Source organism: Candidatus Omnitrophota bacterium, assembly GCA_028715965.1.
Classification (GTDB): domain Bacteria; phylum Omnitrophota; class Gorgyraeia; order Tantalellales; family Tantalellaceae; genus JAQUQS01.
In genome coordinates, this window is the sequence record JAQUQS010000002.1 from 42,980 (window position 1) to 67,441 (window position 24,462).

General features: G+C 52.7%; 28 protein-coding genes. All 28 read right to left on the minus strand.

Translation table 11 applies throughout. From position 1 onward, the window contains the following. Window positions 1-13: 13 nt before the first annotated feature. Window positions 14-1,294, minus strand: coding sequence for an adenylosuccinate synthase (locus PHH49_01365; protein MDD5487592.1), 1,281 nt, complete (start codon window positions 1,292-1,294; stop codon window positions 14-16). A 37-nt stretch (window positions 1,295-1,331) separates the two neighbouring features. Next, on the minus strand, window positions 1,332-1,997 hold the full coding sequence (locus tag PHH49_01370) for a hypothetical protein (GenBank protein ID MDD5487593.1): 666 nt from the start codon (window positions 1,995-1,997) through the stop codon (window positions 1,332-1,334). A gap of 17 nt (window positions 1,998-2,014) precedes the next feature. Then, window positions 2,015-3,664: a phosphoglycerate dehydrogenase gene (serA, locus tag PHH49_01375; GenBank protein MDD5487594.1), complete on the minus strand. Its 1,650-nt coding sequence runs from the start codon at window positions 3,662-3,664 to the stop codon at window positions 2,015-2,017. Window positions 3,665-3,667: 3 nt separating this feature from the next. After that, entirely contained in the window at window positions 3,668-4,798 is a 1,131-nt protein-coding gene (locus PHH49_01380) for an alanine--glyoxylate aminotransferase family protein (GenBank protein ID MDD5487595.1), read from the minus strand. 129 nt (window positions 4,799-4,927) lie between these two features. Beyond that, entirely contained in the window at window positions 4,928-5,572 is a 645-nt protein-coding gene (clpP, locus tag PHH49_01385; protein ID MDD5487596.1) for an ATP-dependent Clp endopeptidase proteolytic subunit ClpP, read from the minus strand. Continuing rightward, the gene (tig, locus tag PHH49_01390; GenBank protein MDD5487597.1) at window positions 5,533-6,807 is read right to left on the minus strand and encodes a trigger factor; all 1,275 of its coding nucleotides are present in this window, start codon (window positions 6,805-6,807) and stop codon (window positions 5,533-5,535) included. The genes clpP and tig overlap by 40 nt, the downstream gene beginning before the upstream one ends. Before the next feature lie 58 nt (window positions 6,808-6,865). After that, window positions 6,866-7,204, minus strand: coding sequence for a ribosome-associated translation inhibitor RaiA (raiA, locus tag PHH49_01395; protein MDD5487598.1), 339 nt, complete (start codon window positions 7,202-7,204; stop codon window positions 6,866-6,868). 167 nt (window positions 7,205-7,371) lie between these two features. Further along, a complete protein-coding gene (gene lptB, locus PHH49_01400; GenBank protein ID MDD5487599.1) occupies window positions 7,372-8,094 on the minus strand; it encodes an LPS export ABC transporter ATP-binding protein in 723 nt (240 codons plus the stop codon). Between the two features lie 15 nt (window positions 8,095-8,109). Beyond that, on the minus strand, window positions 8,110-8,988 hold the full coding sequence (gene lptC, locus PHH49_01405) for an LPS export ABC transporter periplasmic protein LptC (GenBank protein ID MDD5487600.1): 879 nt from the start codon (window positions 8,986-8,988) through the stop codon (window positions 8,110-8,112). Window positions 8,989-8,995: 7 nt separating this feature from the next. Further along, window positions 8,996-9,892 carry a lysophospholipid acyltransferase family protein gene (locus PHH49_01410; protein ID MDD5487601.1) on the minus strand — a complete coding sequence of 299 codons (897 nt, stop codon included), beginning with the start codon at window positions 9,890-9,892 and terminating at the stop codon, window positions 8,996-8,998. A 30-nt stretch (window positions 9,893-9,922) separates the two neighbouring features. Continuing rightward, window positions 9,923-10,327: a preQ(1) synthase gene (gene queF, locus PHH49_01415; GenBank protein ID MDD5487602.1), complete on the minus strand. Its 405-nt coding sequence runs from the start codon at window positions 10,325-10,327 to the stop codon at window positions 9,923-9,925. 7 nt (window positions 10,328-10,334) lie between these two features. Further along, window positions 10,335-11,027 (minus strand): 7-carboxy-7-deazaguanine synthase QueE, encoded by a 693-nt coding sequence (locus tag PHH49_01420; GenBank protein MDD5487603.1) that lies wholly within the window; start codon window positions 11,025-11,027, stop codon window positions 10,335-10,337. A gap of 20 nt (window positions 11,028-11,047) precedes the next feature. Then, window positions 11,048-11,725, minus strand: coding sequence for a 7-cyano-7-deazaguanine synthase QueC (gene queC, locus PHH49_01425; GenBank protein ID MDD5487604.1), 678 nt, complete (start codon window positions 11,723-11,725; stop codon window positions 11,048-11,050). A 2-nt stretch (window positions 11,726-11,727) separates the two neighbouring features. Then, window positions 11,728-12,099: a 6-carboxytetrahydropterin synthase QueD gene (gene queD / locus PHH49_01430; GenBank protein MDD5487605.1), complete on the minus strand. Its 372-nt coding sequence runs from the start codon at window positions 12,097-12,099 to the stop codon at window positions 11,728-11,730. 30 nt (window positions 12,100-12,129) lie between these two features. Continuing rightward, window positions 12,130-12,669, minus strand: a complete 540-nt coding sequence (locus PHH49_01435; protein ID MDD5487606.1) for an HAD hydrolase family protein — start codon at window positions 12,667-12,669, stop codon at window positions 12,130-12,132. A gap of 19 nt (window positions 12,670-12,688) precedes the next feature. After that, window positions 12,689-13,648 (minus strand): KpsF/GutQ family sugar-phosphate isomerase, encoded by a 960-nt coding sequence (locus tag PHH49_01440; GenBank protein ID MDD5487607.1) that lies wholly within the window; start codon window positions 13,646-13,648, stop codon window positions 12,689-12,691. Then, a complete protein-coding gene (kdsA, locus tag PHH49_01445; protein MDD5487608.1) occupies window positions 13,645-14,481 on the minus strand; it encodes a 3-deoxy-8-phosphooctulonate synthase in 837 nt (278 codons plus the stop codon). Before kdsA ends, PHH49_01440 begins: the two co-directional genes overlap by 4 nt. Window position 14,482: 1 nt before the next feature. After that, entirely contained in the window at window positions 14,483-15,286 is an 804-nt protein-coding gene (kdsB, locus tag PHH49_01450) for a 3-deoxy-manno-octulosonate cytidylyltransferase (protein MDD5487609.1), read from the minus strand. After that, entirely contained in the window at window positions 15,283-16,290 is a 1,008-nt protein-coding gene (rfaE1, locus tag PHH49_01455; GenBank protein ID MDD5487610.1) for a D-glycero-beta-D-manno-heptose-7-phosphate kinase, read from the minus strand. Before rfaE1 ends, kdsB begins: the two co-directional genes overlap by 4 nt. A 196-nt stretch (window positions 16,291-16,486) precedes the next feature. Beyond that, window positions 16,487-16,843, minus strand: a complete 357-nt coding sequence (gene trxA, locus PHH49_01460) for a thioredoxin (protein ID MDD5487611.1) — start codon at window positions 16,841-16,843, stop codon at window positions 16,487-16,489. 65 nt (window positions 16,844-16,908) lie between these two features. Further along, window positions 16,909-17,940, minus strand: coding sequence for a lipopolysaccharide heptosyltransferase II (gene waaF, locus PHH49_01465; GenBank protein ID MDD5487612.1), 1,032 nt, complete (start codon window positions 17,938-17,940; stop codon window positions 16,909-16,911). Then, window positions 17,937-18,326 (minus strand): DoxX family protein, encoded by a 390-nt coding sequence (locus PHH49_01470; protein MDD5487613.1) that lies wholly within the window; start codon window positions 18,324-18,326, stop codon window positions 17,937-17,939. The genes waaF (PHH49_01465) and PHH49_01470 overlap by 4 nt, the downstream gene beginning before the upstream one ends. Further along, window positions 18,323-18,664 carry a hypothetical protein gene (locus PHH49_01475; GenBank protein MDD5487614.1) on the minus strand — a complete coding sequence of 114 codons (342 nt, stop codon included), beginning with the start codon at window positions 18,662-18,664 and terminating at the stop codon, window positions 18,323-18,325. The genes PHH49_01470 and PHH49_01475 overlap by 4 nt, the downstream gene beginning before the upstream one ends. A 19-nt stretch (window positions 18,665-18,683) precedes the next feature. Continuing rightward, the gene (locus tag PHH49_01480; GenBank protein MDD5487615.1) at window positions 18,684-19,214 is read right to left on the minus strand and encodes an O-acetyl-ADP-ribose deacetylase; all 531 of its coding nucleotides are present in this window, start codon (window positions 19,212-19,214) and stop codon (window positions 18,684-18,686) included. Next, window positions 19,205-20,236, minus strand: coding sequence for a glycosyltransferase family 9 protein (locus tag PHH49_01485; GenBank protein ID MDD5487616.1), 1,032 nt, complete (start codon window positions 20,234-20,236; stop codon window positions 19,205-19,207). The genes PHH49_01480 and PHH49_01485 overlap by 10 nt, the downstream gene beginning before the upstream one ends. Further along, a complete protein-coding gene (locus tag PHH49_01490) occupies window positions 20,218-21,276 on the minus strand; it encodes a glycosyltransferase family 9 protein (protein ID MDD5487617.1) in 1,059 nt (352 codons plus the stop codon). The genes PHH49_01485 and PHH49_01490 overlap by 19 nt, the downstream gene beginning before the upstream one ends. Continuing rightward, complete coding sequence (locus tag PHH49_01495) at window positions 21,273-22,370, minus strand: glycosyltransferase family 4 protein (GenBank protein ID MDD5487618.1); 1,098 nt, start codon at window positions 22,368-22,370, stop codon at window positions 21,273-21,275. Before PHH49_01495 ends, PHH49_01490 begins: the two co-directional genes overlap by 4 nt. Continuing rightward, on the minus strand, window positions 22,367-24,451 hold the full coding sequence (gene waaF, locus PHH49_01500) for a lipopolysaccharide heptosyltransferase II (protein MDD5487619.1): 2,085 nt from the start codon (window positions 24,449-24,451) through the stop codon (window positions 22,367-22,369). Before waaF (PHH49_01500) ends, PHH49_01495 begins: the two co-directional genes overlap by 4 nt. Between the last annotated feature and the right edge of the window lie 11 nt (window positions 24,452-24,462).

The window sequence follows — 24,462 nt, forward strand, 5'->3', positions numbered from 1 at the left end:
ATCCATGGTAATATCACTTATATGATAGCGTCTGTTTACGGCTCTTACCTACCGATACGAGCATTATGTTGGTCCTTATCAGCTCTTTTATCCTGTCCAGGTACTTTCGCGCGTTCTCCGGGAGATCGTCGCAGGACGTAAGCGTCGACGTGTCCTTTTTCCACCCAGGATGCTCTTCATAGACCGGTTCGCAATTCTCCAGGAAACCCGGTATGCCGGGTATCTCTTTGTATATTTTCCCCTTATACCGGTACGCGGTACATATATTTATTGTATCAAGTTCGTCCAATACATCAAGCTTTGTTATCACTACATCGTCTATGCCGTTTATCATGACCGAATTCCGCACCAGGACGCTGTCGAACCAACCACATCTCCTGGCCCGGCCGGTAGTAGCCCCGAACTCTCCGCCTTTCTCCCGTATCTTCTGCATAAGTTCAGGTCCGAACTCGGTCGGGAACGGGCCTTCTCCCACCCTGGTCGTATAGGCTTTTACCACCCCGACGACACGGTCTATCCTTGAAGGACCTATCCCGCCGCCCGTACAAGCCCCACCAGCCGTAGCGTTCGACGATGTTACATAGGGATATGTACCGTAATCCACATCAAGGAAAGTGCCTTGAGCTCCCTCGAAAAGTATCGAGTTATCTTCCTCCAACGCGTTATTAAGGAGCGTCGTCGAGTCGCATACATATTCCGCTAGACGCTTGGCGTACCCTGTATATTCCTCCAATATATCCTCGACGGAAAACCCCTTGAAGCCCGTTAGCCCCTTCAGTGTCTCGCTTTTTTCCTCGAGGTTCTCCTTGAGCTGCTTCTTGAAATATTTGACGTCGAACAGGTCCCCCATCCTTATCCCTATACGCGTTACCTTGTCAGCGTAGCACGGGCCTATCCCTTTCTTCGTGGTGCCGATCTTGCCCTTTTTCTTTTTCTTCTCCCTGAGCTCGTCTATCTTGATATGGTACGGCAGTATCACATGCGCCTTATCGCTGACCTTAAGCCTGCCGTCCACATCGATGCCCTGTTTGTGGAGGAGCTCTATCTCCGCCAGCAACGCCTTCGGATCAACAACCACTCCGTGCCCTATAACACATATCTTACCGTCATGCAGTATGCCTGACGGGATCAGATGCAGGATATATTTGTTATCCCCTATGACGACCGTGTGACCCGCGTTGTTCCCGCCCTGATACCGGACGATGTACTGCACGTCCTCGGTCAATATGTCAATGACCTTACCCTTACCCTCGTCGCCCCACTGGGCTCCCACCAACACCGTTACTTTCGCCATGCTAACCTTTCTGCTGTACTTTCCTTGAGTTACCTTACTATCTTCTTACCGCCGGTGGAGATGGAGGCGCCGAAGGGACACTTGGAGCCCTCACCGGAGCCGACGGGATGGTCGGCACAGATGGCGGCACATATGCCCGCGGCGTCTGGACCGGCGTTACCGGTGGGCGCGGTGCCTGGGCCGGGGCCCCGGAGCCACCCTGAGGCACCCGCTGCAGGTTCTGCAGGGTCCTCACCCTCTCCTGTTGCGCGAGCATGTTCTGTATACGTTCTGAATTAAGTATGGTCGCGCGCTGGTTTATCCGGACGTATAGTTTATAAAGGTCTTCCTCTTCAAGCTTCTCCAGCTCCTCTGGTATATTCCCCGCCTCGGCATAATAGTAGGACACCTCCCCGGTCTCCACGTCCTGCCTCGCCGATAACCCCGGCATCTCATCCGCGATCTGCGTGAAGACCTTCAGTCTTCTGGCTATGGTGTCAAGCATCTGCTGCCTGTCAGGCTTTTTCTTTGCGGTGGGGGCGGCACTTTCCGGCGGAGTTGACACCTTCGCTGGCTGTGCCGTATCGGATGATACCGTTCCCTTAGAGTACTTGGCTTTTACCTTGTCCCAGAACCCCATCTTTTGTTCCGCTCCATAGACATTGGCGCCGGAACACAGGAAAGATACAGCAACTAACCAGGATACCGCCCTTATCGATCGCATAAGATCACCGCCTTTTTTTAAACGAATATCCTCACCTGTTTTATGTCTTTTATATGTTTGAACTTCTTGAGGTCCGATATGACCTTCTGGGGCACTTCGCTGTCCACGTTTATAAGGCTTATGGCTTCCTGTGTCTTTTTGTCCCTCCCGAAGCTCATTTCCGCTATATTGATCTTATGCTTGGCGAGTTCCGTGCCCAGCTTACCGACCACACCGGGAACGTCCTTGTTCGTGAGGACCAGCATGTACCCGTTAGGAACGGCCTCAACATAATACTTATCCATCTTGACTATTCTCGCTTCCTTGTTCGAGAACAGCGTGCCCATGATAGAGTGGCGCTTCTTTCCCGTGTCGAACTCGACATTGATAAGATTAGCGAAATCAGAGATCTCGGGCGTCTTTTTCTCCGACACCTTTATCCCGCGTTCCTTCGCGATCAGCGGCGCGTTCACATAGTTCACATCCTCTTCAAGAACAGGGTTGAATATGCCCTTAAGAAGCGCGCGCGTTATAAGTTCGACATCAAGCGCGGCCACTTCACCCACATACGTTATAGCGACGCTCTTGACCGGGCCCTCCATAAGCTGCGACTGTATGGCACCCAGGCGTTCCGCCAGGTTCATGTACGGTTTGACCGCTTCCATGGTCTCGGATTCCATGTATGGTACGTTTATCGCGTTACGGAACCCCCTACCTAAAAGGGCTTCTGATACGGTCTTGGCCATATCTATGGCGACGTTCACCTGCGCTTCCGAAGTGGACGCGCCCAGATGGGGGGTGCCGATCACCGTGTCGATCTTGTACACAGGGCTATCAAGCGGCGGTTTTGCCTTGGTCTCGAACACGTCAAGAGCCGCGCCGGCCACTTTACCCGACTTAAGGTGCTTCGCCATGGCGTTCTCGTCGATTATCCCTCCACGCGCGGCGTTTATGATACGTACGCCTTTTTTCATCTTCTGGAACGCGTTATCGTCAAGAAGGTGCTTGGTCTCTTCGGTAAGAGGCGTGTGGATCGTTATGAAATCCGATCCCTCGAGCAACTTGTCCAGGACCACCGATTCCACATTAAGCGTCTTGGCCCTTTCTTCGGTAAGATATGGGTCGAAAGCCAGTATCCGCATCCCAAAGCTCAGGGCCCTCTTGGCGAACTCCGCGCCGATACGTCCCATGCCTATGATACCCAGCGTCTTCCCGTAAAGCTCAACACCCATGAATTTCTTCCGGTCCCACTTGTCCTGCTTTATGGAATCATTAGCCTGCGGTATGTTGCGTGAAAGGGATAGCATCAGGCTGAACGCGTGCTCGGCCGTAGAGATAGTGTTCCCAGCGGGCGCGTTCATGACTATGATGCCTTTCTTGGAAGCCGCCGCGACATCCACGTTGTCCACTCCCACACCGGCCCGGCCTATCACCTTGAGCGCGTCGGAAGCGTTTATTATCTTAGCCGTCACCGTGGTACCGCTACGTATTATCAACGCGTCATATCCTTTTATCTTCTTGCAAAGCTGTTCTTCCGTGAGCTTGGACACCTCATCGACCTTGAAACCGTTCTGTTTGAGGATATCCACTCCCTCTTTGGACAGCGGATCGCTTACCAGGATCTTAATGGCCATATCAACCACCTCTTTCAATGATATTTTACCGGACGCGTCCACGCCCCGGATCATATTCTACTTCAACAGTTCCTGCGCTTTTGCCACTCCCTTACCAAGCTCTACTTTATGCCCTATCTGGGAAAGCACCATCTCGACACCGGCTATGGCTGATATCGTATCGAATTCGTCCATGTACCCCAAATGCGCCAGACGGAATATCTTCCCTTTGAGGTCTCCCTGCCCGCCGGCTATGGTCACGCACTGTTCGTCACGCATTTTCTTGGTAATAGAACCACCGTCTATGCCTTCCGGCACTTTCACGGCAGTGACCGCGTTCGACGGGCTCTTGGCGAATATCTCCAGGCCAAGCGCCTTCATTGCCTCCCGGGTAGCGTTCGCCAGCCGGGCATGCCTGGCCAGTATGTTGTCCATACCTTCGGCCAGCATCATATCGAGGACAGCGTCCAACCCGTTTATGAGGGATACGGCGGGCGTCCACGGAGTATCGTCCTTGGCGTGTGATTTCAGCGCCGCTTTAAGGCTGAAATAATATTTCGGCAGGTCGGATGTCTCTACCAGCTTCTGGGCCTTGGGGCTTATGCTCAGGAACGCCAGGCCTGGAGGCAGCATTAGACCTTTCTGTGAGCCTCCCACCACAACGTCGACCCCCCATTCATCAGGTCTGAGCTCATCGGCTGAAAGTCCGCTTATAGCGTCGACCACGAGGACCGCTTTAGTGGCGGAGACGACCTTACCTATACCTTTTATATCGTTCACTACCCCGGTAGATGTTTCGCACAGCGTGCTGTAGACGACCTTCACCCCCGGATCATCCTTGAGCATCTTCTCCACTATCTTCGGATCGGCTCCTTCCCCCCATGTCACGTCGTAATTCACCGTCTCGACACCGTAGGCTTTACATATTTCCGCGAACCTCTCACCGAACTTACCACCCCTGATAACAAGCGCCTTATCGCCACGCGACAACAAGTTGACCACCGACGCTTCCATCGCCCCTGAGCCGCTTGACGCGAACACAAGTACGGGATTTTCCGTATGGAACGCTTTTTTCAGCTTGATATTGACCTGTTTGAGCACGGCCTGGAACTGGGGCGTCCTGTGGTGTATTATCGTATCCGCCATCCTGAGCAGGACTTTTTCGGGTACCGGCGTCGGGCCGGGAGCCATTAATCTATATTTTCTCATTGTGTTTTCTCCTTTCGGTCTTTTCGTGCGGGCACACGAAGTGGTATCTTTAATTTAAAAAGACAAACCCTTATATGCGGCGGAAGAGCTATAACATGATCCACCTTCCGTTCTTGCTTTGATGATCTCCTAGTTTATAACGCTGATGACCTCGTCAACGACACCGTAATCCCTGGCTTCCGTGGCGCTCATGAAAAAATCCCTGTCGGTGTCCACTTTTATCCGTTCTTCCGACTGGCCCGTATGATGCACCAATATGCTTTCGAGCATATCTTTTATCCTGAGTATCTCTTTCGCCTGGATATGTATATCCGCAGCCGCGCCCTGGGCCCCACCCCATGGCTGGTGCAGCATTATCCTGGAATTGGGAAGCGAGTATCTCTTCCCCTTCTTACCAGCGGCGAGGAGGACCGCCGCCATGCTGGCGGCCTGGCCTATACAGTATGTGTTGACATCGGGCTTAACGAACTGCATCGTGTCATATATCGAAAGCCCGGCAGTAACACTGCCTCCGGGTGAATTGATATAAAGGCTGATATCTTTCGTCGGGTCCTCCATTTGGAGGAAAAGGAGTTGGGCGACCACGATGTTCGCCACATAATCATCGATGGGCGAGCCGATAAAAACTATACGGTCCTTCAAAAGGCGCGAGTATATATCATATGCCCTTTCCTGACGTCCCTCTTTTTCTATAACCATAGGTACTATCGTCATATGGTCCTCCTCTTGGTATTTTACGCTTTTTCGGTAACAGCCGCCTCGCTGAGCAGGAATTCCAGCGTTTTGTCCTCCCTGAGCTGTTCTTTGAGGCCGTCCACAAGATCGTTCTTTTCGTAATATTCACGGACCTTTTCCACGTCCTGGTTATATGACATGGCCATTGAAGCGAACCAGTCTTCCAGTTCTTTTTCCTCTACCTGTATATCCTCGCAATCGGCTATACGGCTCAGGATGAAATATACCCTGACCTTGTCCTCCGCTTCACGGTAAAGCTTGTCGTTCAGTTCTTCCTTATGCTTACCGATGGCCTCAGCGCTCACGCCTTTCTGGAGAAGCTCGTTCTCGGCCCTGTCCATAAGCACCTTCATCTGCCTTTCAACCATGGAACCGGGGACATCAAAAGAGTGTTTCTTGATGAGCTGCTCTATTATCTGGTTCTTCATGTTCACTTTGGCGTTAGCTTCCTTTCTCAAGGAAAGCTGTCCTTTTATCTCTTCCTCTACCTGGCCGGACGTTTCCTTGCCTATCTTTTTCGCGAACTCATCGTCCAGCTCAGGCACTTTCTTCTCGCGCGTATCCTTCACTTCCACGCTGAAGACCGCGTCCTTGTCGGCGTATTTTTCGTCCGGATAATCCTTCGGGAGTTTCACGTTTATGTCTTTTTTGTCGCCCGGTTTCATCCCCACGAGCGCTTCCCCCATGCCAAGCAGGGAAACCTCCTTGTCTACCTCTATCCACATGTTGTTACGCTTGGAAGATATGGGCTTCCCGTCCATGTACGTCTCGACATCGCATATGGCGAAATCGCCCTTTCCCAGAGGACGGTCTATCTTCTCGAATTCCGCGTGCATATTCCTTATCCGCTCCAGGGCCTCCTTGACCTCTTCGTCCGCCACTACGACCTTTTCTTTTTCCACTTTCAGTCCTTTGTACTTCTTTATATCGCACTCGGGCTCCACATCCACTTTAGCGGTGAACTTGAACTCCCCGGAAAGCTCGAGCGATACCTCGGACACCTCCGGGTAACTTACCGGCGTTATGGACTTGTCGTTCAGGGCCATCTGGTACCCCATAGGGATAAGCCGTCTCTGCACTTCGTCCCTGGCGTCATCCATGAATCTCTTGCGTACTATGTCTATCGGGGCCTTGCCAGGACGAAAGCCGGGTATCTTAGCCGTCTTGCGTATATCCTCCAGCACTTCCTCGAACGCCTTGCTCACAACATCCTTCGGCATCTCTATATCCAGCTGCCTGGCTGTCCCTTCAAGTTTCTTTATCTTTACCTTCATGATGTTCCTTCTTGTTAAAATGAGATGTCCAACAATATATAAGGCACGGACGTCCCCGTCATTTGCCCCATTTACCCATATCCATTATCTTGCCCATCACGGCCTTTCTCCTGCGTGACGCCGCCTTCCCCCTGAGCCTGCGAAGTTGTTTTTTGATATTGTCACCCGCTTTATCTACCGAAGCGTAGATATCCGTGGCCGCTTCCCTGGCCACGATACGGTTCCGTTTGAGGTAAACTATGATCTCTATGGTCTTGAGCGTCTTTTCCGCGTCAAGTATGACATCGCAACCGTTTATACGGTTGTAGAACTTCTCTATCTTCGCCATTTTATTGTTTATATATTTCTTAAGCGAATCGTTGAGCTCTATATTCCTTCCCGTAATGCTGACGTTCATATCTTCCCCCGTCCTCCCGTTTTAGTGCTTTTATCGTAAAATCACCCCGCTGGAACCAGCGCAAGGCTTTGGAGGATAACAATATACCATTATGTACCGTGTTTTTCAATATAAAATAAGGCTTTATATGACTTTTTAAGCAAAAATATCCTAACAGATATGCGGACTTACATACTGAACCGTTCGCCCAGGTATATCTCCCGCGCTTTTGGGTCATTTATCAGTTCTTCTTTAGTCCCGGATATCAGTACCTGCCCTTCATACATGATGTAGGAACGATCCGTTATGGTAAGCGTTTCCCTCACATTATGGTCCGTAAGGAGTATGCCCAGTCCCATCTCCCGTAGCTCCCTTATTACTTCCTGGCAATCAAAGACCGCTATGGGGTCTATCCCGCTGAAAGGCTCGTCGAGAAGGATGAACATGGGATTAGTAACAAGTGTACGCGTTATTTCAAGTCGCCTGCGTTCACCACCGGAGAGCGTGTATGCCTTGCTTTTCCTTAAATGCGATATTTTCAGCTGGTTCAACAGGTTATCCAGCTGCCTCCGTCTTTCGCGCCTGGGGAACCCGAGCGTTTCCATGACGGCCATAATGTTCTCTTCAACGGTAAGCTGCCTGAATATGGAAGGCTCCTGGGACAGGTACCCGATCCCGGACCGAGCCCTCTTGTAGATCGGGAGGTTCGTGATATTCTTGGTGTCGAAGATAACATTGCCGGAATCCGGCCGTATTATACCCGTTACCATGTAGAAAGTGGTGGTCTTCCCGGCGCCATTGGGTCCCAGGAGCCCCACCACCTCGCCCTTCTTCACATTTATGCTCACATCCTTGACGACGATCCTACCTGCATACGCTTTCCTGAGGTTATTCGTTTCCAGAAGATGCATCTTGCCGCCCCTTTCCTATTCTATCGACATGGTTTTTCTTATGTCAAGGCTGTCCAGCTGATCGATCTGCTCCGGATCTATTATCACACGCGGCCTGCCGAGCAGTTTGGCGCTCTTCGTACTATCGGTGTATATGGCCTTCTCGCTTATCGTATAACTTTTTCCTTTTTTGACCCTTACGTTGCCTTCTGCCACGACTTGCGAGATCTTTTCCGTATCCTTATCGAAATACACGGTGAGCATATCCGCGAAAAGTTTACCGTCCTTGTCCTCTACCCCGACGTTATCATGGAAAATAGCCTGTTTCTTATCATAGTCTATTTCAAGCGGGCCATCGCACATTACAAGCGTGAACGGCTCGATCTTTACGCTAACGTTCGACCTGAGAAGGGCCGTTTTATTCCCGGAGTTCGCCATACCGCCATCGCCGGAGGCCCGAAAACCTTTTTTTTCTATATCCACGTGAGAATCCGTGGTTATCTCTCTTTTCTCCTGGGACCATCTGGCCTTATCGGTCGTAAGCACGACACCGTCATCGGAGATGACCTCTACGTCACCTATGAGCTCCACTTCCCCCTTGTCTTTCCTGTATACACCTTTTTCCGAGGACAGGCTCACCGCGGCCGTGTCGCCAAAAGCCATGGCCCTGAGGCTCTTGAGGTGTATATCATCCCCTATTATCTCGGCGGAATCACCTTCCAGGTTCCACTGTTTGGCCCCCTTGGGACTCCTTCCGTCTATCTTAAAGGATACGACCTTCTGCTCCAGGCCCGGGGCAGCGTCTTCCTTTTCACCTGGGTCCCGCAGGACATCCTGGCCGATATTGTTCCCCCGGGAATAGATAAATACCCCCGCCGTCACGATGAGCAATGTGATCAGAACTTTCTTCCGCATGGGCTTCCTATTCCTCTTCCGGCCTGGTCTTCCATCTTTTGTGCATCCAGACCCATTGTTCGGGATATTCCCTGACATATCTTTCCAAAAGCGATGTCCACTCCTCCGTATAACGCCTTATGTTCCCGTCCACATCGTCACCTTTTACCGGATATATCGGTTCTTCTATGACCACCCTGTGGGTATTGTCTTTTTTCCTTATTACGAATACCGGCACGATCCCGGTGCCGACAGCCATCGCTATCTTGACCGGGGCCACCGGGGTATACGCTTTCCTGCCGAAATAATCCACAAAGACGCCGTTAACACTGTCCACGTCCTGGTCCGGAACTATCCCGACCACCTCTCCCCTGTGAAGCGCCCCCAGCATCTTCTTTGGCGATTCGTCGCGATATATCACCTTCGCGTTGTACCGGGCCCTCATCTTCTCAAGGAACTTGTTATACTTGTAGAAGTACACCTTTCTGGCCACAAGTGAACCGTTATACCCGATATGCGCGAGGTATAACCCCGCGAGCTCCCAGTTCCCGAAATGAAAAGTTATTATCAGGGCGCCACGCCCCCCGGCCAGGACGCTGTCCAGATGTTCCCTGCCGGAGACCTCCGTGACCATGCTGTCGATCACCGACACCCGGGAGAACAACAACTTGACCCATTCCACGCCGTTCATAGCCACGTTCCGGAAAACATTTTCCGCGATCTTACGGTTCCTGTCGCCGTTCCCCGGGAACGCGGCGTCCAGGTTGGCCACAGTGGTCTTCGCGTATCCCGGCAGCAACCTAAAGACCAGGCGCCCCAGCGCGGCCGCCAATGCCATGCCCGCCCTTAGCGGCAACAACGCCAGCAGGAAGAACAATGTCTTGGCAAGGTAATATATATAATACCGTCTATATTTTATCTTCATCTCAATGAGGGTATATCAGTCCGGGCCGTGTTATTTTCTCCGTTCGTATTCAGCTTCGACCGTTGTGGTTATCCCGCCGCGGGTGTTGAACACCCCTTTCACCTTCATATACCTGGGTTTTGAGCTCTTCACAAGGTCATCGAGAAAACGGTTCACCACATGTTCATGGAAAATGCCCATATCCCTGTAGCTGACCACGTATTCCTTGAACGACTTGAGCTCAATGCACCATTTCGAGGGAACATACTCGATAGATATGTGCGCGAAATCCGGAAGGCCGGTCTTCGGACATATACATGTGAACTCCGGGGTATCCACCCTGACCATGAACTCCCTGTCCGGGTATTTGTTCTCCCATACGTCTATCCCGGGAAGAACCTTGTCCCTTACGTCCTCCTGCAGACCTTCATATCCTTTGCGTACCGGCTTTTTCATGTCACCTTCACTTTATCCCTACGTATTTATGCGCTTGTCCCAATATAAGGACCGGTGTCCCGGTCTCTTTTTTGATATACTCCTTGAAAAAGAACATCATCTCGTCGTCCGGACCCGGTGTCCCGGCGTCCGATGGGGTCACGGGCTGCAACACCACTTCGTACCCGGACGGCACCGACCTCAGAACCTCGGTCATTTTCTTTATATCATCCATGGTGGTCGTGTCAGTTATTACCGCCTTGACTATGACCTCTTTCGCCAAAGAGACACCAAGGAACTCCTTATGCGCTTTCCACGGCGACGACCCGCTGCCCGTGGATGAAGGAAGCTTCATATCCATCGATACTATGTCGATGTGGTCTATCACTGACTTCAGCTCTTCGGGCCTCATACCATTCGTTTCCAGATACACCTTGTGCTGCCTGTGTTTGCGGAACGCCGGCAGGAACTCCGAAAGAAAAGACGCGTACATGAGCGGCTCGCCACCCGTCAGGGACAGCTCGTTGTAATCATCGTCGAAATCAAGCACTTTGCATAGCAGCGTATCCCGGGTGAATGTCTTATAGCTCTCCTGCCGTGTATCACAGAACTTGCATCCGAGGTCACATCCGAAGAACCGGATGAAAAGCTGGCGGCTCCCCGTATACGGACCCTCTCCCTGATAGGAAAGGAATATTTCGGATATCTTGGCTTCTTTCACAGCATAGCTCCTTTTTCAGGTCAAGTCCCGCTTACGGGGTCCTTGACCCCCATGTCCCGGAACGCTTTCTCCCTGAACACACATGACTCGCACCTGCCGCAGGGTCGTTCCCCTCCGGCATAACATGACCATGTAAGTTCGAACGGCACCCCCAACCTGATGCCTTCTTCCACGATCTCTTTTTTGGTCATATTTATAAGTGGCGCGACGATATTCACCGAACCACGCTCGACCCCGGCCTTAGTGCCTTTTTTCACCATCTCCCCGAAAGCGTCCAGAAATTCGCTCCTGCAATCAGGATAATTGGAAAAATCCATCTGGTGCGCGCCTATAAAAACAGCTTCAGCCCCTGCGGCTTCGGCGAACGATACACCGAAACTCAGGAATATCATGTTCCTCGCCGGCACATATGTCGCCGGTATCCTGCCGTCCGAACTAGCGCCGTCATCAGGCACGGCCACGGCTTCGTCCAGGAGGGCACTGCCTTTCCACGGCATATCTATCTTGAGCACATGGTATTCTACCCCGGCTCTTTTCGCGAGTTCGCGCGCGAACGCGATCTCCCTGCGCGATTTCTGCCCGTAATCGAATATGAGCGCCTTACAATCATACTTCCGCATGGCTGAATACAACGCGACCGCGGAATCCATGCCGCCGGAAATAAGCACTATAGCCCCGGCGCCCGGTGAGGAGCCCATGCCTAACACGCTCCTTCCCTGTATATAGCGGCAGAGCTATCGGTCTCCCATACCACGACCTCGCCCACCTTGATGCCCGGCGTTTTTTCCACGATACGGTCGTGGATATACCTGGCGATGTTCTCCGATGTCGGGTTGGCCCTGGTAAAACCTTCCAGCTCGTTGAGATGTTTATGGTCCAGGCGGCCGATCACATCCGCGACCATGTCCTTCAGTTCCCTGAAATCCATGACCATACCTATCTCATCAAGCCCGTCCCTGCACACGGTCACCTCAACGTGCCAGTTGTGGCCGTGCAGGTCCTCGCATTTCCCCTTATATCCCCTAAGGTTATGCGCGCTTGAGAATTGACCTTTCACCTTTACACAATACATATCCGCCTTCCACACAAAAAAACCTTATCGTCATTCGAAATACCTGGACGTCACTTCACGCCATTTTCCCTGCGCCTTGAGCAGGAACTCACAAAGCTCCCTTACCGCGCCGTGCCCGCCTTTTTTCGTCGTCACGATATCGCAGTATTTTTTCACGTCATCCATGGCGTTGTCAGGACAGACCGAAAGCCCTATCCTCCTGAGCACGGGGATATCTATCAGGTCATCCCCCATGAAACATATCTCTTCGTCGGACACGCCAAGATCGTCGCGGATCGGCCCGAGAGCGTTTATCTTGTAATGGATGTCCTTGTAGACCTTGTCCACTTTCAGCTGTTTCGCCCTTGCCAGGACAGCCGGGGACCCTTTAGCCGTAAGAAGCACACATTTAATGCCCGCCTTCTTTACCAGGAATATACCGAGTCCGTCGTTAACGTCGAAGTTCTTCAGCTCGACGCCGAAACTCCCGAAGATTATCCTGCCGTCGGTCATCACGCCATCGACGTCTAGGACCAGCAGCCTGATCTTCCCGGCCTTCTCTATAAGTTCGGGTGAATATTCAAATGCCATACGATCGTTCCTTTCAGGTTCAAACAAGACCGGCTTTGAGCACATCCTGCACATCAAGGACACCGACAGGACGGCCCTTGCCGTCTACGACCGGGATCTCATCGATCTTCCTGTCACGGAGTATCTCAAAAGCTTCCGCGGCGAGGTGTTCCGGGCCTATGGTTATCGGAGAAGCCGTCATGACCTCCCCTACCGTCCTTGTAAGAAGTTCCTTGCCTTCCTCAAAATGCCGCCGGAGATCACCATCGGTGAATATACCGATCAATTTGCCTTTTCCATCCACTATGCTCGCGGACCCCGCCCGGAGCTTTGTGATCTTGAGAAGGACCTCTTTTACCGGCACGTTCTTCCGGACTATGGGCGTATCTTTTTTAGGTCGCATTATGTCCCCCACACGGAGAAGCAGCCTCTTGCCCAAAGCCCCGCCTGGGTGGAAAAGAGCGAAATCCGCCGGACGGAATTTCTTTTTTTCAAGGAGCGCCACCGCCAGCGCGTCGCCCAGGGCCAACATGACCGTAGTGGATGTCGTAGGCGCCAGTCCCATAGGACAGGCCTCCTTATCCACCCGGCTGTCAAGCACATGGTCACTTTCCCTGGCCAGGGTCGACTTCCTGTTTCCGGTCACGGCCACAAGTTTAGCGCCGATCTTCCTGATTATCGGGATGAGCTTTACCACCTCTTCCGTTTCCCCACTGTTGGAAAAAGCGATTATCACGTCCTCTCGCGTGACCCTCCCGAGATCCCCGTGGAGCGCCTCGGCCGGATGTAGATACAACGACGGGGTACCGGTAGACGACATGGTAGCCGATATCTTCTGCGCTATGAACCCGGGCTTGCCCATACCGGTTATTATCACGCGTCCCTTCGTGCTGACAAGAAGTTTGATCACCTTTCCGAAACTTCCGTCTATCCTTCCGACGAGAGCGGCGATCGCCTTACTCTCCATGTCCAGGACCTTTTTCGCGGTTGAAATGCTCATATACCTTTTACCGCCCTTTCGATCTTTTTCATTTCCTTTAAATATCCGTCCAACGCCCCGATGTTAAGCATATTGGGACCGTCACTGAGCGCCTTTGCCGGAGACTCATGCACTTCGACGAACAAAGCGTCACACCCTACGGCTACAGCGGCTCTTGACAAAGGGAACACGTAACTGGAGTCCCCGCCGCTTGATGTGCCTTTGCCTCCGGGCATCTGGACCGAATGTGTCGCGTCATACGCCACGGGATAACCCGTCCGGCGCATTATGACCAGCGACCTGAAATCATTCACAAGCATGTTATACCCGAACGAAGTCCCCCTCTCGGTCAGGATAAGGTCCTTGTTCCCGGTGGATATCACTTTTGCCACTATATTGGATACTTCGGCCGGCGACATGAATTGGCCTTTTTTCACATTCACGGGTCTTCCCGTAGCCGCCGCTTTTACCAGGATATCCGTCTGTCGGCACAAGAATGCCGGTATCTGCAACACGTCCAGCACTTCCGCCGCGGCTACCGCCTCATCAGCGCTGTGCACATCGCTAAGTACCGGGACACCCGTTTCCTTTTTTACTTTCTCGAGCATGCGCAGGCCTTTTTCTATCCCCGGGCCTCGATAGGACGACACGGAGCTCCTGTTGGCCTTGTCATAACTTGCCTTAAAGATGAAAGGGATGCCATTCTTGTCGGCTATGCGTTTTATCTTTTCCGCGTGCCTCATTACGCTGGAACCGGACTCGATAACACATGGACCGGCTATCAGGACGATAGGGTTCCCGCCACCTATTTTTATTTTACCGACCTTAACGGTCCTCGATGTTCTCCCGGCCATTTTAATACCCCTCTTGTGTGCCCGTATCTTCCGGTGTTCCATATGTCCCGGCGGCCACCAGTTCCCTTACTTTTAAAAGATCTTCTTCCGTATCCACGCCTATCGTATCATACCTTGTCTCGACTGTCTTTATCTTATATCCGTGTTCGAGCACCCTGAGCTGCTCAAGTTTTTCATCCTGTTCAAGCATGGATTTAGGCAGATTCGTGAACGCGAGAAGGAATTCCCTGGTATAGGAATACATGCCTATATGCTTGAAGTACATCCCGTTCACGGTTTCCGGCGCGCGCTCCTCTTCCGGCCGGACGATGTCCCTGCGCACATAAGGTATCGGGCTCCTGGAAAAATACAGGGCGTAACCTTTCCTGTCGACCACGCACTTGACCACATTCGGGTCTTTCACCTCTTCTTCCCGCGTTATCCTTTTTATAAGCGTGGCCATCTGCACATTGGGTTCGTATTCGAACACCCTGGCAAGCTCATCTATCATGCTGGGGTGGACCAGCGGTTCATCCGCCTGGATGTTTATATACACGTCCGCGTCAACACTTCCAGCTATCTCCGCGATACGGTCCGTACCCGAAGCGTGGTCCGGCGACGTGTACATGGCCCGTCCCCCGAAAGATTCCACCGCTTTGAACACTTTTTCCCTGTCCACGGCAACTATCACTTCATCGACCAGCTCCGCGTTCTTAGCCCTTTCCCACACATGTTGCAACATAGGTTTGCCGTCAATATCAGCGAGCACCTTCCCCTTTAGACGCGAAGAATGCCACCTGGCCGGGACAACCGCTACTACCTTCATACACGGACCCTTTCTATCTCTAATTTAAGACGCGAAAGCAGCTCCTCTTCGGAAACAACGGCTACGCCTATCTTGCCCACGACTATACCCGCGGCACAATTGGCGATATGCGCGGCTATCTCGGGCGAGCCACCACTCACTACTCCCAGGGTATACACACCTATCACGGTATCCCCCGCGCCGGAAACATCAAAGACCTCCTGCGCGACCGTGGGTATCCTGTGCGGCTTCCTACCCTGCTCGAAGACCATCATGCCTTCCTCCCCGAGGGTAAGCAATATCACCTTGGCCTTGAGTTTTTCCAGCATCCTGGCGCCAGCCTTCATTTTCGTGTTCTCATCGGAAACGGAGAACCCTACCGCCTTAGCCGCCTCATGATGGTTCGGGGTTATGGCATCGACGCCTTTATAATACGCGAAATGGCTTTCCTTGGGATCCACGGTGACTATTTTCCCGCTTTTTTTCGCCAGGGGAACGACTTTCTTCAGGAGGGACGGGGTTATGAGCCCTTTGCCGTAATCCTCTATGATCACACCGTCATACCGGTCTATGTTACGCTTGATGTAATCATATACCTTTTCCATGTATTTGTGGGAGATAACATCGACGTTCTCACGGTCTATCCTGACCACCTGCTGATGATGCGCTATCACCCGCGTCTTCAGGATAGTAGGTCTTTCCGGGTCTATCACGACACCGTCCGTGTTTATGCTCCTCTCCTCGAGTTGTTGCTTCAGGACCTTGCCGTTGATGTCATCGCCGACCACACCCACGACCGACACCTTGGCTCCCAGCTTGGCGATATTATTAGCCACATTACAGGCCCCTCCGGGCATGAACCCTTCGTTCCTTACCCAGACCACAGGCACAGGAGCTTCGGGAGATATCCTCGAGACCTGTCCCCATATGAACTGGTCCAGCAGAAGATCCCCAAGGACCAGTATCTTCCTATCCTTGAACCTGTTAACTATCTTGGCTAAAGCGGAGAACTTATAATGCTTCACGTATACGTCCCTCCTGACCAGTTACTATAAGATTATTATATATCATGAGCGGTTATTTTAGCATGTACCCGTAAGACCTGTCAATTCACCTATATCCGGGTCCGGTAGGGGGCCTCCGGCAGGAGAAAGCCCGCCCTGCGCTTGTGTCCCTACGGAACGGCACAGAACGGGCTTTGAAGCTTTCAACCTGTATGTATCATAAATGGGCGGTTATCTTGGACTCCAGGGAACTCTTGGGAACGGACCCTATCACTTTGTCCACCACGTTGCCTCCCTTGAATATCATTATGGTCGGGATGTTCATTACACCGTAAGTCGTAGCTGTCTGGGCGCCTTCCTCCACGTTCAGTTTGCACACTTTGAGCTTTCCGGAATATTCCTCCGCGAGCTCTCCGATCACCGGAGCGATCATACGGCACGGCCCGCACCATTCGGCCCAGAAATCCACGAGTACCGGAAGCTCCGAGCTAAGCACCTCTTCCTTGAAATTTGAATCATTCACATTGATCTCGTGTGTGTTGGACATGGCATCTCCTTTTCTTTCTTTTTCCATAAAATATGATCTCATTATAGCGCGATAACAGAAGCTTTGCAAACCCGGCCGCGCGACGCCTTATGTCAAACGCCCAGAACCTTGCTGACGGAGCTCATCACCTCGTCCACGGTAACAGCTTTTATACACGCGAAATCGCGTTCGCACTCATGCGCCAGACATCGCTCGCAGCCAACATCTTTATGCAGGACCGTATCCCCGGCCCCGACCGGCCCCCATCTTCGCGGGGATAATCCCGCGTCTTTGCGCCCGAATACGGCGATGACCGGAGTGCCTACGGCGACCGCCACGTGGACCGGACCGGAATCGTTCGAGATAAGCAGGCGGCACCTGGACAGGAATTCCGCGAATTCACCCAGCAGCAATCCGCCGGTAAGGTCCACCGGTTCCTCTTTCATCAAGGACACCACTGAACTCGACATCCCCTCGGACTCATTCCCTCCCACGAATATCACACGCGCCCCGAATTCTTTACTTATCCTGTCCGCCACTTCGGCGAACCTGCCGGTAGGCCATCTTTTAGACCTGCAACTCGCCCCGACATGCATAGCAACCAGCTCTCCCGTCAATCCGTTATCTTTGATAACGGCATCGACCATTTTTTTGTCAGCGTCGGATGTGCTCATGTAAGGCATTCTGTCATAAAGCGTTACATCAACGCCAGCCAGCGCCAAAAGATCGAAATTATAGTCTATCTCGTGTTTGGCGCCTTCCTGCTTGATATGTGGCGCCCTCTTTGTCAAAAGGAACGGAAGTCTTTTGTCATATCCAACACGTTCCGGTATCCCTGCCAGGAACGCCACGATATGAGAACGGTTGGTCGGGTGCAGTATTATGGCCGTATCAAATCTTTTCTTTCTCAGTTCCCACGCGAAAAGCACCGTGCCCACGAACCCTTTCTGGGCTCCTTCCTTGTCATATATTATCACCTCATTGATATCGGGGTTATCCTCCACTATGTCCCGGTTCCCGGGCTTTACCATGAACGCGATATACGCGTCGGGGTAAAGTTTCCTTAAATGCCGCGCCACAGGAGTGGAAAGCACCACATCCCCCAGTCTGTCCGTGCGTGTGACAAGTATACGTTCCATGGTCATAACCTTATTCCTGACCTGTTCTCTTTTGTCCTCTCGCCTTTTTCCCCGCCCGCAGGCCCGAACGCCAGGTAAAAAGCCGCGCCTAAAAGCCCTATGTCCCTTGTTTCCTGGAAACCCAGAAGTATCAATATAGCCACGAGCTGAAGTCCCGCAAGAACGGCGAATAACCTGGTCAAGGTCCCGAGGATAAGGGCCGCTCCCGTGATCAATTCCATGAACCCTATCACGAGGACCGAAACGCTCACATCCCAGGGCATCGAGATAAAAGGTTCCATGGTCCTTATCGTCCGGGCCCAGTGATCATCCTGGAACTTGCCTATGCCGAACACAAGAAAGACCACTCCAAGGGATATCCTCAATATAAGGTATGGGATACGCTCCCTCATATCCTTATCTGCCCCTTCTTTTCCCCGTAACGGTTGCAAAAAGCCTCTATATCGATAGTGCTCCCCTTCTCCACCCCGGGAACATTTAAGAACACTTGCTGTTCCATATCATCCGTCTGTTCGTCATATTCCTTATCTATCAACCTTTTCCCGTCCACGTCCACTGTCACACGATAGATAAAATGCGACTTCGGGGCCTCGACAGGATGAATGATATCCAGCTTGAGTTCTTTAGCCGCGTCGTCATACTCCGCGTCTATCCGGGAGGGAGGATGGGCCAGGACAAAAAAGGGACACAGGAACACCGACAAGCATATTAACACCGCTATCTTTCCCATATACTGTCCTCCATTCTTCTTATCGAGCCGGGTTCATCCCTCTACCAGACGTTATCTCGCTATATATCTTACGGTAAATATCAAGATCCCCTGATGAAAAACACACGTACACTATTTCATCAAGATCGTCCTTGTGTTTCAGGCCCTCCTCAAGGGCTATCCTCGCCGCGGCCTCGACCGGGTATCTGTAGACACCGGTGCTTATCGCGGGAAAAGCGATGGACCTTAGAGAATGTTCGGCGGCCAGCCGGAAACTGGCGGCATAACAGCTCCTGAGAAGCTCAGCCTCGCCGCTCTTTCCTCCATGCCATACCGGACCGGGCGTATGTATTATTTTTTTAGCCTTCAGCCTGCCCGCGCCCGTTATCACGGCCTCTCCCGTACGGCATCCACCTATCCGGCGGCATTCTTCCATGACCGAAGACCCGGCCGCGCGATGTATTGCCCCATCGACGCCGCCTCCTCCTTTAAGGCCGGTATTCGCGGCGTTAACGATAACGTCGACCTCTTCCTGTGTTATGTCACCGTGTTTTATGGTGATCATTCCCATTCCGTACCTTCCAATATCTTCTCGGCCGCCCTGTATACCTCCTCAACGGTCACGTCGTTTATACAGCCGTCCGGAGGACGTTTCTGGCACGACCCCTTACCGCATGGCCTGCACCCTATCCGCGGGTTAAGCACAACGCTCTTTTCCGCAAGAGGACCGTATTTTTTTTCGTCGGTAGGCCCGAAAATAGCTACCGTGGGCGTCCCGACGGCGCTCGCGATGTGGAGCGGCGCGCTGTCTCCGGTTATCACCATACATGCCCTGGCCATAAGCCCGGCGGCACAGCCTATCGTGGTACGAGAACAGACATCCAGCACCGGACGCTTGGTGGCCGCTATAACATCGTTCACGGTCTGGCGGTCCTCATCCGTTCCGGTAAGGAAAACAATACAATCTTTCTCCCCGGAAAGCATATCCGAGAGTTTCGCGTAATTGGACGCTTTCCATTTTTTCAGGTGGTTCTTGGTCCCCGGGTTGATCACTACTATCCTGTCCCGCTGCACACCCGGGCCAAGCGTTCTTTCCGCTTCCACGATAAGGCTTTCCGCCTGACGCGCGTCCTCTTCGGATACCGGGACATAGAACCCAACATCCCTTTCCGCGTCAATACCAAGCGTTCTCAGTTTTGCGAGATGTTCCGTTCTCTTATGCGCCGTCACCCCGGATGATAGCCTCTTTATCCCGCCAAGGAACGACGACAATGACCTTGTTCCGTACCTCGCGCCTGCCACATACGGCATAAGTGAGTTCTTGAGGTCGACCACAAGGTCATATTTCTGTCTGCGGGTGAGCAGGACGTCGAGTAACCTGGAGCGTAACGTTTTCCTCCGTTTGTTTATTATCACCTTACGCACCGCGGGGTGGGCCAGGAATATGTCCCTGCCAGGCATACCCGTCACGACATCGATAACGGCATCGGGAAATTCGTCATGCAGCTTCCGTAGCACCGGGGTGGTAAGGACTATATCGCCCAGGTTGCTCAGGCTTATCAGAAGGATGCTTTTTACGCGGGACTTGTCCATATCCGGTCCTTGTTCTTTAATGCGTCCCTTATCGCGGAAAAAACCGTATCAACCCCGATCGAATACATGCACACATTGTTATTCCTGCATTTTTTCACATAGCAGGGTACGGCACAATCGGGCGAGCTCCTAATGACGATATTCCGTCCTCGTCCGCGCTGCCCCGTTATTTCCGGTGACGTAGGGCCGAAAAGGCCTATCGTAGTGGCGCCCGTGGCCGACGCCAGGTGAAGCGGACCCGAATCCGCGCTTACCACAAGTTCCGAGGAAAGAAAAAGAGCGGCAAGCTCGTTGAGCGATGTCCTTCCGGCCGTGTTATATACGCGTTCCCCCCCAGCCTCACTCACGATGGTATCCCCCAGCGTCCTGTCCCCCGGGGCCCCGGTTATGACTATGTCAAGGTCCCTGAAAGCCCATAGTATCTGGCGTGCCAGCGATATGAAATTCATCGGCGACCATCTTTTCGCGTCCCAGTTCCCACCGGGGTTCAGTACGATGAAAGGATTTCTTCCCACTCCTATCCCGGACAGGATGCGTTCCATCCTTTCCTTATCATCGTCCCTTATGAAGTACTCATAAGTCCCGTCCGCCTTGTCAATGCCGAACAGACCTGCCAGGGAAAGAAGCTGGTCGGCCCTGTGCACCGCGCCGTTCGGGCACGCGACTTCCGAGGTGAGCGGGAGGTTCTTCCCGGCGAACCCTACGCGTTCCGGGATACCCGCCAGCATGGACATGATCACCTTGGTCCTGGACGCTTTGAGGAATACCGCGGTACCATACTTCTCTTTTTTTACCATATCCACGAAATCGAGCTTTTCGCCCACTGAGAAGATACGGTTATCATCCGAAAGCACATGCACGTAATTGATCCATGGCACATTGGCCAACAGGTCGGCGTATCTGGGGACCACGACGCAGCTGATATACGCGGTCGGGAATCTTAAACGCAAAGCCCTCAAGAGGGGGAAGGAAAAAAGTATGTCCCCCAGCCAGTTAAGTTCAAAAATAATAATGCGCTTAGGGCTCTCGACGTCCGTCACAGGACCTCCTGGTATACCTCAATGGTCTTCTCCACGCTTGTATGGATATCATAGTTGTCGAACGCTTTTCTCCTGGCGGCTTTCGCCAGGTCTTTCCTCAGGATATCATCTTTTGCCAGTTCCATCAATCTTTTAGCAAGCGCGGCGACGTCTCCCGGAGGAGCCAGCAATCCGTCCCGACCGTCCGTTATGAGCTCCGAAAGACCGCCTACATCGCTGGCCACACAGGCCCTCTCGGCCGCCATGGCCTCCATGAGCGAAAGCCCCAGTCCTTCGTGCATTGATGGGGAGCAGAAAATATCGAACATGGGCAGATACTCTTCCGGCGGCTGTCCGCCGGGGACCATGGAGACCTTCCCGGCCAGCCCCAGTGAAGTTATCTGTTTTTCCAAAGATTTTTTTTCCGGCCCGTCTCCCACCATCACCATGCGCGCTCGAGGTTCCTCCGCGGCCAGGGCCGAGAACGCTTCCACGAGATACTTATATCCTTTCACCGGGGAAAGCCGCCCTATCGTGCCCACGACGAACGTGTCCTGGGGTAGCCCCATCTCCCGCAGCATGGTCGCGTCCTTACGCCCGGATATACCCGAGAACCTGGCAAGTTCGATACCGTTATAGACCATGGATATCTTGTTCTCAGGCACCCCGAAATCCCTGATAAGATGCCCTTTTACGCTGTTACTTATAGCAATTACCCTGTTCCCCCACGCGGGCAGAAGCATCCTTGAGATACGTTTGTGTTTGAAGAAACCGTGGCACGTGGATACGAACGGGATGCCCGTCCTGCGGCTCACCACCTCGGATATTATCTGGGTCACCCGTGTTTGGGCGTGTATGACCTGCGTATCCTCTTCCCTGGCCAGTTCTCCTATGGCACCGACCGCTTTCCATACCTTCAGGGAAAATTCCTGTTTGGTCAATATATCCGCCGTATGATGTTTTACGCCATACTCCGCGAGCTTACCCTCGAGTTCGCCTCCACCCGAGACCACTGTTACTTTATGCCCGTACCTATGGAGATATCGGGACAGGTCCGTGATATAGACGCCCACCCCGCCCATGTTCATATGCGTTGTTATTATCATCACGTTCATAAAAGCTCCATCACGGCATTGTATATATCCGCCGGTTTTATGGACGTCATACATCTCCGGTCACGTCGGCAGATCGGGTCGTAACACGGTGAGCATTTCACCTTACGATGCAGGACCTTTTTCTTTCCGGAAGGAGGAAGGTGCCTTGCCGGGTCCGTAGGCCCGAAATACGACACAAAAGGGGTATTCACCGCCGAAGCTACATGCATCGGCGCGCTGTCCCCCGTAACAACGATATCACACCTCTTTATAAGCGCGATAAACTGGCCGATATTGGTCTTTCCTACAGCGTCTATCGGTTTTGCCAAAGTGGTCTTCATGAATTCGGACGCTTCCAGTTTATCTTCTTCCGCGCCGATCAGGACCGTCCTTACTCCCCGTTCTTTCGCGAGCATATCAGCTACCTTAACAAGTGTGGGGACGCCCACGTTCTTGGACCTCCATTTCCTTGAAGCGGAAACGCTCATGGCAACTATCTTCTGGTCTTTTTGCAGCCAATTGCCGCCAAAGAACTTCTCCGCCCATTCCTCGTTCTCCGGCGTAGGCCATAGTTCCAGGTTATCGTCCACATGCGCTATGCCCAGAAGGGCCAGCACACATCCCTGCTGCCGGACCGGCGGCATGGGCCGTGCAGGCATCTTGGCCTTCCTGTTGAGAAGCACGCTCAGCTTACCGTTATTGAACCCGTATCTCTCCGGTATGGCCGCCAAATACGCCAGCATATGGCTCTTCCGGCTGTTCTGCAGGTCGATCGACATGTCGAGATCTTCCGACCTTATCGCCCCGGCCAGACGAAGGAACCCGACACCCTTGTCCCTTGTTCTGAAATCACATGTGATCACATCATCGATATAAGGGCATCCACTGAGCACTTCACGGAACCTTATGTCGGCCAGCACTTTTATTTCCGCGCCCGGGAAAGCTTTCCTGACAGCCCTCATTGAAGGTACCGCGAGTATAATATCCCCAAGCGAGCTTATCTTCATGATGAGTATGTTCTTCATGGAAAGCGCTTTGGAATAAACTTCAAGGGTACTTTCCATTACCTTGCCAAGGGAAAAATGATCTTCCACGTTCTTCCGGGCGGCCCTGGAGACCCTTTCTACCAGCTCACGGTCCTGGGCATACCTCATGACCTTTTCGGCGATATCGGACGGGTTCATGGGTTCACACAAAAGACCGGTCACTCCGTCCTCAACGTTCTCGACCACTCCACCTACTCTCGTGGCGACTACCGGCACCCCCCTGGCCTGGGCCTCTATTATCGACCTGCCGAACGCCTCCTGGCTACGATTCGCGGAAACGAACACGTCCAGGTCCTTCAGGACCTCGGCCACATCATGGCTCGAGTCTATGAACCTGATCACGTTCTCAAGTCTCAGCCGCCTCACGGTAAGGTCTACCCTCTTCAGGTAATCCTCTTTCGCCGAGGCCCTGTCCCCCATTATCACGATCTCAAGATTGTTCATCCGCCTGGAAACATATGACATCGCCTTCAAAAAGTCCTGGTGTCCCTTAAGGGGCGTGTACCGGCATATCATACCGACCCGGAATTTCTTTCGGTCCTTATCGAACGGCGACACGTACCCGAAACGCTCAAGGTCTACCCCCCTCGGTATTATGGATAGTTTCCTCGTCGGCACGCCGAATTTGTCTTTCATATATCTGGCCATAGTATCATTTGCCACGATAACGATCTTGCCCCATCCCATAACACGGCTTATAAGGTGCGGTTTGTACTGCCCGTGAGCGGTGGTCAAGAACACCTTGCCGGTGGATTTTGCCGCGAAATACCCCATTAGGGCCGGGATACGGCTCCTGGCGTGGACTATATCGATACTTTCCTTGCGTATTATGCGCCTTAGGCATATATACGACCATATCATCGTGATGGGATTTTTCTTTCCCACAGGCACGGTGTAGTGCCTGGCACCGATGGCCGCCAGATTGCCCTCGTATATCCCGCCGCCGGAGACCACGACGGCCTTGTGCCCTTTGGCCACAAGGGCACGCGCGACCTCCACTGTGCCTTTCTCCACCCCGCCTACGTTCAATCTCGGGACAAGTTGTAATATGTTCATGTTCCGCCTTC

Bases quoted from the DNA above. Each gene is read 5' to 3' on its own strand.
- trxA (MDD5487611.1), bottom strand. From the start codon at position 16,843: ATGGAAAAAGAAAGAAAAGGAGATGCCATGTCCAACACACACGAGATC.
- raiA (MDD5487598.1), bottom strand. From the start codon at position 7,204: ATGAACGTCAGCATTACGGGAAGGAATATAGAGCTCAACGATTCGCTT.
- kdsB (MDD5487609.1), bottom strand. From the start codon at position 15,286: ATGAAGGTAGTAGCGGTTGTCCCGGCCAGGTGGCATTCTTCGCGTCTA.
- PHH49_01440 (MDD5487607.1), bottom strand. From the start codon at position 13,648: ATGAGCATTTCAACCGCGAAAAAGGTCCTGGACATGGAGAGTAAGGCG.
- PHH49_01380 (MDD5487595.1), bottom strand. From the start codon at position 4,798: ATGAGAAAATATAGATTAATGGCTCCCGGCCCGACGCCGGTACCCGAA.
- serA (MDD5487594.1), bottom strand. From the start codon at position 3,664: ATGATCCGGGGCGTGGACGCGTCCGGTAAAATATCATTGAAAGAGGTG.
- PHH49_01365 (MDD5487592.1), bottom strand. From the start codon at position 1,294: ATGGCGAAAGTAACGGTGTTGGTGGGAGCCCAGTGGGGCGACGAGGGT.
- PHH49_01370 (MDD5487593.1), bottom strand. From the start codon at position 1,997: ATGCGATCGATAAGGGCGGTATCCTGGTTAGTTGCTGTATCTTTCCTG.
- lptC (MDD5487600.1), bottom strand. From the start codon at position 8,988: ATGCGGAAGAAAGTTCTGATCACATTGCTCATCGTGACGGCGGGGGTA.
- waaF (MDD5487612.1), bottom strand. From the start codon at position 17,940: ATGACCATGGAACGTATACTTGTCACACGCACGGACAGACTGGGGGAT.
- PHH49_01435 (MDD5487606.1), bottom strand. From the start codon at position 12,669: ATGGCATTTGAATATTCACCCGAACTTATAGAGAAGGCCGGGAAGATC.
- queD (MDD5487605.1), bottom strand. From the start codon at position 12,099: ATGTATTGTGTAAAGGTGAAAGGTCAATTCTCAAGCGCGCATAACCTT.
- PHH49_01410 (MDD5487601.1), bottom strand. From the start codon at position 9,892: ATGAAGATAAAATATAGACGGTATTATATATATTACCTTGCCAAGACA.
- PHH49_01475 (MDD5487614.1), bottom strand. From the start codon at position 18,664: ATGGGAAAGATAGCGGTGTTAATATGCTTGTCGGTGTTCCTGTGTCCC.
- waaF (MDD5487619.1), bottom strand. From the start codon at position 24,451: ATGAACATATTACAACTTGTCCCGAGATTGAACGTAGGCGGGGTGGAG.
- PHH49_01470 (MDD5487613.1), bottom strand. From the start codon at position 18,326: ATGAGGGAGCGTATCCCATACCTTATATTGAGGATATCCCTTGGAGTG.
- kdsA (MDD5487608.1), bottom strand. From the start codon at position 14,481: ATGGCCGGGAGAACATCGAGGACCGTTAAGGTCGGTAAAATAAAAATA.
- PHH49_01485 (MDD5487616.1), bottom strand. From the start codon at position 20,236: ATGGACAAGTCCCGCGTAAAAAGCATCCTTCTGATAAGCCTGAGCAAC.
- lptB (MDD5487599.1), bottom strand. From the start codon at position 8,094: ATGCATCTTCTGGAAACGAATAACCTCAGGAAAGCGTATGCAGGTAGG.
- queF (MDD5487602.1), bottom strand. From the start codon at position 10,327: ATGAAAAAGCCGGTACGCAAAGGATATGAAGGTCTGCAGGAGGACGTA.
- PHH49_01480 (MDD5487615.1), bottom strand. From the start codon at position 19,214: ATGGGAATGATCACCATAAAACACGGTGACATAACACAGGAAGAGGTC.
- tig (MDD5487597.1), bottom strand. From the start codon at position 6,807: ATGAAGGTAAAGATAAAGAAACTTGAAGGGACAGCCAGGCAGCTGGAT.
- PHH49_01495 (MDD5487618.1), bottom strand. From the start codon at position 22,370: ATGAACGTGATGATAATAACAACGCATATGAACATGGGCGGGGTGGGC.
- queC (MDD5487604.1), bottom strand. From the start codon at position 11,725: ATGGGCTCCTCACCGGGCGCCGGGGCTATAGTGCTTATTTCCGGCGGC.